We start from the raw sequence: 1,137 nt of genomic DNA on the forward strand, positions 1-1,137 counted from the left end.
TCAGTAGCGGTAGTGGTCGGACTTGTACGGGCCGTCGACCTCGACACCGATGTACGCCGCCTGCTCCGGGCGCAGCGTCGTGAGCTTCACGCCGAGTGCGGCGAGGTGGAGGCGGGCGACCTTCTCGTCGAGGTGCTTGGGCAGCACGTAGACGTCGGTCGGGTACTGCTCGGGCTTGGTGAACAGCTCGATCTGGGCGAGGGTCTGGTCGGCGAAGCTGTTGGACATCACGAAGGACGGGTGGCCCGTGGCGTTGCCGAGGTTGAGCAGGCGGCCCTCGGAGAGCACGATGAGGACCTTGCCGTCGGGGAACGTCCAGGTGTGGACCTGGGGCTTGACCTCGTCCTTGACGATGCCGTCCACAGCGGCGAGGCCGGCCATGTCGATCTCGTTGTCGAAGTGACCGATGTTCCCGACAATCGCCTGGTGCTTCATCCGGGCCATGTCCGCGGCCATGATGATGTCCTTGTTGCCCGTCGTCGTGACGAAGATGTCACCCTGCTCCACGACATCGTCGAGGGTGGCGACCTGGTAGCCGTCCATCGCCGCCTGGAGTGCGCAGATCGGGTCGATCTCCGTGATGATCACCCGGGCGCCCTGACCGCGCAGCGACTCCGCGCAGCCCTTGCCCACGTCGCCGTAGCCGCAGACCACGGCGGTCTTGCCGCCGATCAGGACGTCGGTGGCGCGGTTGATGCCGTCGATCAGCGAGTGGCGGCAGCCGTACTTGTTGTCGAACTTCGACTTCGTCACCGCGTCGTTCACGTTGATCGCCGGGAACAGCAGGGTGCCCTCACGGTGCATCTCGTACAGCCGGTGCACACCCGTGGTCGTCTCCTCGGTCACACCGCGGATCTCGGACGCCAGCCGGGTCCACTTCCGCGGGGACTCAGCGATGGTGCGGTTCAGCGTCGTGAGGATGTTCGCGTACTCCTCACTGTCCGCGGTCGACGGATCCGGCGCCGCACCCGCCTTCTCGAACTCCACACCCTTGTGGACGAGGAGGGTGGCGTCACCACCGTCGTCCAGGATCATGTTCGGGCCGCCGGTGGGAGTGTTCGGCCAGGTCAACGCCTGCTCCGTGCACCACCAGTACTCCTCCAGCGACTCACCCTTCCACGCGAAGACCGGAACACC

At 66.0% G+C, this 1,137-nt stretch carries 1 protein-coding gene; it reads right to left on the reverse strand.

The features are described 5' to 3' along the window. On the reverse strand, positions 1–1,137 hold a 1,137-nt coding region (locus ACIP89_RS37780; RefSeq protein ID WP_401934165.1), incomplete at its 5' end, for an adenosylhomocysteinase.

It is taken from the genome of Streptomyces sp. NPDC088730, assembly GCF_044751215.1.
Taxonomy (GTDB): Bacteria; Actinomycetota; Actinomycetes; order Streptomycetales; family Streptomycetaceae; genus Streptomyces.